Annotated in this window: 4 protein-coding genes and 1 pseudogene; 1 reads left to right on the plus strand and 4 read right to left on the minus strand. The window is 41.9% G+C overall.

Annotated elements, in window-relative coordinates; all coding sequences use genetic code 11:
* Positions 1 to 59 precede the first annotated feature (59 nt).
* The 3 genes and pseudogenes from addA to HT688_RS04310 all read right to left on the minus strand — a co-directional run.
* The gene (addA, locus tag HT688_RS04300) at positions 60 to 3710 is read right to left on the minus strand and encodes a helicase-exonuclease AddAB subunit AddA (protein ID WP_138704804.1); all 3651 of its coding nucleotides are present in this window, start codon (positions 3708 to 3710) and stop codon (positions 60 to 62) included.
* Entirely contained in the window at positions 3707 to 6982 is a 3276-nt protein-coding gene (gene rexB, locus HT688_RS04305; RefSeq protein ID WP_172923590.1) for an ATP-dependent nuclease subunit B, read from the minus strand. Before rexB ends, addA begins: the two co-directional genes overlap by 4 nt.
* 200 nt (positions 6983 to 7182) lie before the next feature.
* A pseudogene (locus tag HT688_RS04310) lies at positions 7183 to 7338 on the minus strand (diacylglycerol/lipid kinase family protein); the annotation flags it as partial.
* Positions 7339 to 7443: 105 nt separating this feature from the next.
* On the opposite strand from HT688_RS04310, the gene HT688_RS04315 reads away from it, so the two are divergent.
* Complete coding sequence (locus tag HT688_RS04315) at positions 7444 to 7803, plus strand: tyrosine-type recombinase/integrase (protein ID WP_078374390.1); 360 nt, start codon at positions 7444 to 7446, stop codon at positions 7801 to 7803.
* Positions 7804 to 7899: 96 nt separating this feature from the next.
* Here HT688_RS04315 and ltrA read toward each other — a convergent pair whose 3' ends face one another.
* Complete coding sequence (gene ltrA, locus HT688_RS04320; protein WP_172923589.1) at positions 7900 to 9177, minus strand: group II intron reverse transcriptase/maturase; 1278 nt, start codon at positions 9175 to 9177, stop codon at positions 7900 to 7902.
* Positions 9178 to 9314: the final 137 nt, after the last annotated feature.

Below are 9314 nucleotides of genomic sequence, written 5' to 3' on the forward strand. Positions count from 1 at the left end.
CAGTTTTGAGGTTGCAGATGAAGCTGACGTGGTTTGAAGAGATTTTCGAAGAGTATAAATTATACTTTTACAACTTGAACCTCGTCTTTACCGAGTAAAATCAAGTATTTTTCAATATTTTCAATCGAATAGGCTCGTGATAAAGCCTCTTCGTATAGAGCTAACTGACCACGATAGCGGTCTACGAGTTGACTTGGTTCATCATAGCGGTCTGTCTTGTAGTCGAACAGAACGATTCTATCCTCATAAAGCAGATAGCCGTCCAAGATTCCACGGACAACAAAGTCTTCCTGACTCTTTTGGTCTCGTTTGAGCATGGAGAAAGGTTGCTCGCGATAAAGATGGTTGGTATTAGCGATAATTTCCTGACCGAGTGCTGTGTCAAAGAAAGCAAGAATTTTAGCAAGATTGATCTTGTCTCTGACAGCTTGGCTAGTTTGAACTTGTTTGAGTGTTTCTGTTAGGCTAGCAAGCGTTGGTCTCTGGCTGAGATCCATTCTCTGCATGAGTTCGTGGGTAGCACTACCAATCTCAGCTCCTGTTATCTTTTCTTTGCTTGAAAAATCTGGTAAATCAAAACTAATTTTCTTGTCTACTGACTGGCCTTGACCTGCAATCTCGACACCTTCCATATCCATAACAGGTTCGTAGAATTTCTTGATTTGACTTGGGGTTTGAACACTAGGAAGTTCAATGGCTGCGCGGTGAAGAGTATTATAAATTTCCACTTCTTTCAGCATTTCAAGGGCTTCTTTGATGGTATCTGATTGACGATTGTCTGCTTGGGAGCTATCTTGGAGTGGACTCCTGGTTTCCAACTGACCGATAGCTTCTCTAGTCAGCTGATCTTCACCAACAAAATGATAGCTAAAGTTGAGATAATCCTTGGCAAACACTTTACTGATAGCCCAAATCCAATCTTGGAAATTCTTGCCTTGAAGTCTAGTGTTACTATTTAGTTTTCCATTTTTGGCTGCTGGGTATTCCTTGGCTTCCAGCTTTTCACGAGAACCCTTGCCGACAAGATAGAGCTTTTTCTCAGCCCGCGTCATGGCAACATACAGTAGACGCATCTGCTCTGAGTAGCTTGCCAGCTGTAATTCTTCTTCATTCTGTATATAAGTTAGGCTAGGAATAGAGAGTTTGATGGTTTTAGGATAGTGATCTTCCACTGCTCCTGTCTCCATCTTGGCAATATACTTAAGTCCTAGTCCATTTTTACGGCTGAGAATGACCTCTGACATGCTGTCTTGCTTGTTGAAATCTTGATCCATATTGAGGATAAAGATGTAAGGAAACTCCAGCCCTTTACTCTTGTGAATGGTCATGAGTTCCACTGCATCTTTTGGCGGTGCGACGGCCACGCTTGCCAAATCGTGCTGGGCTTCTAAGACTTGGTCAATCATACGAATAAAACGCGACAAACCCTTGAAATTGCTCTTTTCAAACTGATCAGCACGCAGTGCTAGGGCATAGAGATTGGCCTGTCTAGCAGGACCATTTGGCAAAGCTCCAACATAGTCATAATAAAAACGGTCGTTGTAAATCTTCCAAATCAAGTCATAGAGAGAGTGGGTTTTGGTATACAAGCGCCAAGAAGCTAGTATATCCATGAATTGCTCTAGTTTTTCAGCTAGAGCTGTGTGAATCAATTTTTTCTGGCTGCTCGCCTGTTTTTGAGCATTTACTAGTTTCTCATAGAGATTTTCTTGGACTTTATCCTCTGCTTTCTGAAGGGACAAACGTGCTAACTCGTCCTCATCAAAGCCAAACATTGGAGACTTCATAAGGGCAACCAAGGCATAGTCTTGCAGGGGATTGTGAATGACACGAAGGGTGTCTAGCATGACTTGCACTTCTAGGGATTGGAGATAATTGTTTTGCTCTCCGTCAGTTTTAACAGGAATCCCGTACTCAGACAAGGCGAGGAGAATCTGGTCATTACGACTGCGACTGGAGGTCAGAAGGGCAATTTCTTTAAAAGCAACACCTTTTTCCTGATGAAGTTTCAGAACCTCCTTGATGACTAATCTCATCTCACCAGTTAGTTTCGTTTCTGTTTGACTCTCTTCTTCCTCACCTGTGTCGTTCTTGTCGTAGAGGAGAAATTCAGCCTTGTTCTCAGTATTAGGAGTCAGTTTGCTATTGGCAAAAACAAGCTGGTGCATGTTATCATAGTTGATTTCGCCGACCTCTTGATCCATGAGACGTTCAAAAACATCATTGGTTGCTGACAGCACTTCTGAACTGCTACGGAAATTTTCCTTGAGGAGAATGAGCTTGCCATCTTTTGGATTTTGCGCATAGCGTTGGAACTTTTCATTGAAAATCTGCGGGTCTGCCTGACGGAAACGGTAGATAGATTGCTTGATATCCCCCACCATAAAGCGATTGTGGCCATTAGACAGCAATTCCAGCATTCGTTCTTGAATATGGTTGGTATCCTGATACTCATCGACCATGACTTCGTGGAAACGCTCCTGATAAGCTTCACGGACTTGCGGGAATTTCTCTAAAATCTCAATGGTGTAATGGCTGATATCAGCGAATTCAAAGGCATTTTCCTGACGTTTACGCTGACGATAAGCCTCCACAAAATCGCTCATAAAGGTTTGGAAGGTTTTAGCTAGTTTCCAAGTGTCTCCATGATAACGTTCTTGATAGTCGAGAATGGTTATCTGGTCTGACAGTTGTCCTAGTTTAGCAAACTGGGACTTTCTCTCTTCGTTGTAGGCATCGGCCAGTGGCTTCAAATCAGCCTTACGACTGGCATTAGTCAGGGCTCGGCCGTTTTTCTCTTTCGAAATTGCGACAACACGCGCAAGCACTGATTGAAAAGCCTTACTATCGGACTCTTGATTTAAGGAGCCAATTTCATCCAGAATCAACTGAACATTTTCTAAATAAGCAGCCTTAGGAAACTCCTTGGCATCGTTATCCAGATGATAACGGAAAAAGCTTTCCAAATCCCAAAGGGCTTGTTTGATTTGCTCAGTCAGTTTTTCTTTTTCACTGGTAAAATCAGCCTCTTCAAAACCTTTGAGGAAAGATTCACTCAGCCACTTTTGAGGATTACTTGTGGATTGGAGGAAGTCATAAATTTTATAGACTTGCTGGCGTAGCCCCCGTTCATCCTTGCCACGCCCTGCAAAATTTTTCAGCAAATGACTAAAGGTCCCTTTCTGTTTGCCTTGGTAATGGGCTTCAAATACCTCATAAAAGACTTCATTTTTTAGAAGGAGTTGCTCGCTTTGGTTTTGTAAAATACGGAAATTAGGTGCAATATCAATCAGATAGCCATGTTTGCCAAGGAATTTTTGTGTGAAAGAGTCCATGGTTCCGATGGCTGCGTTGGGTAGGGCTGCCAACTGACGACCCAAGTGTTGTTTGAGGTCAACATCGATACTTTCTTGGATTTGTTGGCTGATTTTTTTCTCTAAACGTTCTTTAAGCTCTGTGGCAGCCTTAACTGTAAAGGTTGAGATAAAGAGTTGAGAAATTTCCACACCACGCGCCAATTGATCTAGAATACGCTCGGCCATGACAAAAGTCTTCCCAGAACCAGCCGATGCTGAGACCAGGATATTTTGACCAGAAGTGTAGATGGCTTCAATTTGCTCGGCAGTTTTCTTCTGTTCCTTGCTCGAGTGCGCCTCTGCATCTTGCAGTTTTTGAATTTCCTCATCAGTTAAAAAGGGAATGGGCTTCATCGATTCAACTCCTCTCTTATTTTTTCAAACCAAGCTTGCTTGAGTTTTTCTCCGACCAGACGCTTGCTGTCAGCTAGGTCCAACTTTTCTAGGAAACGGGCTTGGCCCAAGTGGTAATTGGCTTCAAATCCAGTAATGGCTTGGTGTTGCTGAACATACGGTGCAATACTTCTGCCATTTTCAGTATAAGGGTTAATGGCGAACTGGCCTTCTAAAATCTTCTCAGCTGCTTTCTTGTAAAGATGGGCATTGTAGTCCAGTAGGAGCTGGAATTCCTCATCTGTCAGCTGATTAGACTTGTTTTTATTGTAAAATTCACCCAAATGACTGCTTTCTTTTTCTAAAAAGAGACCTTGGTATTTCATAGACTTGCTGGCTTCTACTACTGCACCTGCCAAATTCTTAACGGTCAACAGAGATTGAACAGGTTCAGCCATTTCCAAGTACATGGCACCGAAAAAGTTCTGCCCCCCCTCTCTTTTTAGGGCAGCTAGGTAGGTTGGCAGTTGGGAATTAAGACCATTAAAGAAATGAGGAAATTGGAACTGGGTCAGACTAGACTTGTAGTCTACTACTCCTATCGCCCCATCAGCTTTCAATCGGTCAATGCGGTCAACCTTGCCTCGTACAAAGACACTGCGTCCATTGTCCAATTGAATAAAGGCCTGCTCTTTCCCACCGAAATTCGCCTCTTCTTTGATGGTTTCAATAGCTGGATTGTGACGGAGAATGTGGCCAGTCGTCCGTGCCACATCAAGCAAAACTTCCTTTGTAAACTGGGCTTCCAAACTTTCCTGATAAATAGCCTCAAATTCCCGTTCCTGACTGGTTTCTTGGATAGCCTGTTCCAAACGTTGGTCAAAGGAATCTTCGTCAGGCAACTGCAAGGCACGTTCAAAAATGCGGTGCAAGAAATTTCCGTGACTGCGGGCATCAGGACGCAGGCGTAATTCTTCTTGCAAGCCTAAAACGTAGCGAAGAAAATAACTGTATTCATTGCGATAAAACTCCGTCAAACCAGAGGTAGACAGGTAAAACTCCTGATCAGCAGGATAGAGAGCCTGCAAGGTATCCTTGGTCAAGGTCTTGCTGCTTGGACTTGTTGGAAGGGCAGGATTTGCAAGGCCTCTTTGGTCTAGTTTTTTACCCATGATACGCGCCAGAACCTTGACAAAGGTCAAATCTTGCTCCCTATCACTCGTCTCACCCTGCTGGTGATAGGCAACCAGACTAGACAAAAGACTGTGATAGGACCCCATATCCTCCTTAGACAGTCCTTTGTGATTCATCCTCTTCTCTCTACGCCTAAATCCAAAATGGATCAACTCTTGAAGATAGGCAGATTCCTTACTTTCACTTTCGTTAAAAAGGCTTGGAGCCGACAAGAACAACTGCTTACGAGCAGAATTGACCAAGGAAAGCATAGTGTAGCGATTTTTCTTGAGATTTTCACTGCTGGCAATCAGTAATTGAACGCCTTCTTCGGTCGCTTGGTTTAGGTTTTGCCTTTCTTCATCTGTCAGAAGACTGGTGTTTTGAGAAATTTTTGGTAAATTGTCCTGAGTTAGTCCAATAGCATAGACAAAGTCAGCAGTCAATGGTGCAATCAAATCGTAACTCTGCACCAGAACAGTGTCCACTGTTGCTGGAATGGTACGGTATTGGGACAAACTCATTCCAGAATGGAGCAAGGCTAGGAAGTCTTCCAGACTAACCTGTGAACCAGCAAAAACAGTCGCAAATTGTTCTAAAACATGGCAGAAAGCCTTCCAAACTTCGGCTTGTCTTTCCTGTTCTACAGCTTCCAAAGTGGTTGTCAAATCTTGTAACTGCTTGGTCACCTCTCCTTCTTTTAGAAAAGAATTCCACTTTTGCAAGAGATTTTCAGCCTTTTGTTTTCGACTGGCAAAGAGGGTTTCAAGAGGTGTTAAAATACGCAGACGAAGAACATTTAAACGTTCCAGATTAAATTTTCCATGGTGGGATTTGGTAAAGGTTTGCTGAAAGGCTGGCAAGCCATTGATACCAAGATAGCGGATATATTGCTCAAAAGCATCAATATCAGCCTGACTAAGGTCGGTATACAAACCTGTTCTGAGAAGATTAATCAAATCCTCCTGACGGAAACGATAGCGTTTCAAAGCCAAAATAGACTCGACAAACTGAGTTAAAGGGTGGTGCGCCATGGATTCGCTTCTACCAAGATAGAAAGGAATCTGATACTGGTCAAAAATCGTTTTTAGAGATAATTGATAAGAAGCTACATCCCCCAAGAGAATACGAAAATGTTTGTAGCTCAGGTCTGAGTTCTCATGTAATTTCTGACGAATGCTACGGGCTACTAGTTCCAACTCCTCCTTTTGTGTCAAACAAGACCAGATTTGTAAGTTTTCACGATCCTTCTCATCGACATCCAAAGCGAGTTCTGAAAAGTCATAAGAAGACTCCAACAAACGAGAGGCCTTGTCAAAGCTATCCATCTTCTCATGAGTTTGAGAATAGTCCTGAGCAGGCATTTGGTATTTAGAAGCCAGATGATGGAGAAATTTTACGCTGGCTTGGTAGAGATTGCCCTCGCTAAAAGGACTGGTATAGGCTTTCTTACTAGCATAAGCCCCGATAACAATCTCAACACCTTTGCCGTGAAGTAAGTCCACAACCCGCTCTTCCTCAGCAGAAAAACGAGTAAAGCCGTCAATGACCAAGGCGATTCGATTAAAATCACTACTTACCTTGTCATTCTCAATAGCCTCAATCAAATGGGACAACTGACTTCCCTGGGCTAACTGACCTTGATTAAGATAGGCTGTTACTTTCTCAAAAATCAAGAGTAAATCCGCCCTCTTATCCTCATCTGTTAAATTCTCCAAGTCCAAAAAACTCATCTGAGATTTGGTCATCTCATGGTAAAGCTCAATTAACTGCTGGATCAATTGAGGATCCTGCTTAATAGCGCTATAAACACGCAAGTCCTTGGGATCGAGTTCGGCAAGGCATTTGTAAAAGGCCAACCCAAGACCGATATCATCAAGAGTAGTTTTAGCTGGTAAATCATTCAAGACCAGATAACGAGCCATTTGAGCAAAGCGCGTAACGGTAATCGAAAAAGAAGCCTGCTGGGACAAGCATTCCAGCACGGCGCGTTCCTTTTCAAAAGAAAGAGAGTTGGGGGCAATGTAGAAGACCCGCTTGCCAGCAGCAACTAGCTCCTCCGCCTTTCTGGTTAGAATTTCTGTCAAAGAAGTCCGAATATCAGTATAAAGTAATTTCATCTCTGCCTCGTTGGAATTTTTCATTACCTTTTATTATACCATGATTAGCCTCGTAAATCCGTTAAAATATTTAGGCCATCCTTTCTTTTCTTCATCATCTGCTAAATCTTAAATACTTAGCTTTACTTGTATTAGATAGAATAAATCTGCCTACTGAAAATCACATAATGAAAAAAGCCTCGGTAACAAGGCTTTGAGTTTTATGATTGTTTCTTAGGTACGGAATACACTTCAATGTGTTGTCCTAGTACCTTGATGTCGACTGGTAGATTATCTGATTTATCGCCATCAACATCCGACTCTAATTCGATATCAGAAGAAATTTTAATAGTACGCGCTTTTATATATTCAATATTCTTGATAGAATGATTGAACTATAGTAAATTGAAACTAGAATAGTACACCGTGGATGCTAAAATATTTCTAGAAATTAATTTGATTTCCCTAATCAAGCTGTTCGTATCTTATTTCAATCTACTATAAATCGTCTAAGAGAAACAACCGATAAGAATTGGCACAAAAGCGACCGTATTTTTGTTACCAATACAGGAAAACCAGTTCATAGTTCCGTCTTGAGCAAGTCTCTCCAGCGAGCAAACGAACGCCTTAAAAAACCAATTCCCAAACATCTGTCCCCTCACATCTTCAGACACACCACTATTAGCATCTTAGCAGAAAATAAAATTCCTTTAAAAACAATCACGGACGGGGTTGGTCATTCCGACTCTGAAGTCACTACTTACATCTACACCCACGTCACAAAGAACATGAAAGATGAAGCAATCAATGTACTGGATAAAGTTATGAAAAAGATTTTTTAAAAAGTTTTGCCTCTTTTTTGTCCTCTAAATAATCGAGTAGGGGATAATCTCTAGCCCCTCTCACACCACCGTACGTGCCGTTCGGCATACGGCGGTTCAACTAACTTTTAACGCATGTCGTTCAAGGTAATAATCCAAACACGAAACCAGTCCTCGTTGTTCAAGGACTGGTTTTGATATAGCACGTTTAAGTACCGACTTCTGAGCTACTAATTGATAATGGTCGCCCCAGCCAGATACCTTATCTGCTATCCATTTAGGAACTCCTAACTTAAGCAATCCCCATAATCGTCTCGATTTCTTCTTCCATTGCTTCCAGATAATCACTCGTAGGCGAGTACGCAAGCGCTCATCTATGCTGGTGACAATACTTTTCATATTTCCCAATGAGAAATAGTTTATCCATCCTCGAATGGACAAATTCAGTTGCTCAATACGTCTTGTTAGGTCTATACTCCATTTCCTCTGTGTTAGTTTCTTCAATTTAAACTTAAATCTCCGAACACTATCTTGATGTGGACGACTTTTCCAACCATCTGATGATTTCCAGAACCCAAAACCTAAGTATTTCAGCTCTCTTGGTCTGGTAATCTTAGTCTTGGTCATATTTACTTTCAAACCTAGCCGTTTCTCAATAAAACGACTGACTGAATACATCACACGCTTAGCGGCTGCCTCGCTTCCGACAGTCATCACACAATCATCTGCGTAGCGCACAAATCGAAGTCCCCTCTTTTCTAATTCCTTGTCCAATTCATTAAGCATGATATTGGATAAGAGAGGAGATACATTTCCTCCCTGTGGTGTGCCAACTAGCGTTTTATGACGTTGACCGTTAATGATAACACCTGAATGAAGATACTGACGAATCAAGGATTCCCTATCTCCGTCTTCGATTATGTTATGTACTAAGGACATCAATCTATCTTGAGGAACCCTATCGAAAAATTTCTCTAGGTCTATATCCACTATCCACTCATAGCCGTCATTTAAGTACTCTAAGAACTTCCTGATGGCTTTTTCACATGACCTATTTGGTCTAAAGCCATAACTCGTATCTGAGAAATGAGGTTCACAAATAGGGCTCATGACTTGAACAATGGCCTGTTGAATCATTCTATCCATAACTGCTGGAATTCCTAGTTGACGGATACCTCCGTTTGGTTTAGGAATCTCAACTCTAAGAACTGGTTGAGGCTTATATTTTCTCTGTTTTATCAGCTCCTTAGTCAAGCGCCAGTTTTGTCTGAGATAATTATCCATCTCTTCGATAGTCATTCCATCAATCCCAGCTGAGCCTTTATTGGATTTTACTTGATTGTAGGCTTCCAGCATATTTTCGCGTGATACTATCTTATCTAGCAATTTTGACATGTGCCTATTCCTTTCTTGTTTTGGTGCCTGAGGGACATCTTATATTGGTGAACCTTCATCTAGTCAATACGTGACAGAGTCCAGTTCTATCAGACCGTTCGTTTTACAGACACAAGTAAAGTAGGATTACTTCGATC

The organism is Streptococcus sp. 1559 (assembly GCF_013276735.1).
Taxonomy (GTDB): Bacteria; Bacillota; Bacilli; order Lactobacillales; family Streptococcaceae; genus Streptococcus; species Streptococcus pseudopneumoniae.

Bases quoted from the DNA above. Each gene is read 5' to 3' on its own strand.
- addA (WP_138704804.1), bottom strand. From the start codon at position 3,710: ATGAAGCCCATTCCCTTTTTAACTGATGAGGAAATTCAAAAACTGCAA.
- rexB (WP_172923590.1), bottom strand. From the start codon at position 6,982: ATGAAATTACTTTATACTGATATTCGGACTTCTTTGACAGAAATTCTA.
- ltrA (WP_172923589.1), bottom strand. From the start codon at position 9,177: ATGTCAAAATTGCTAGATAAGATAGTATCACGCGAAAATATGCTGGAA.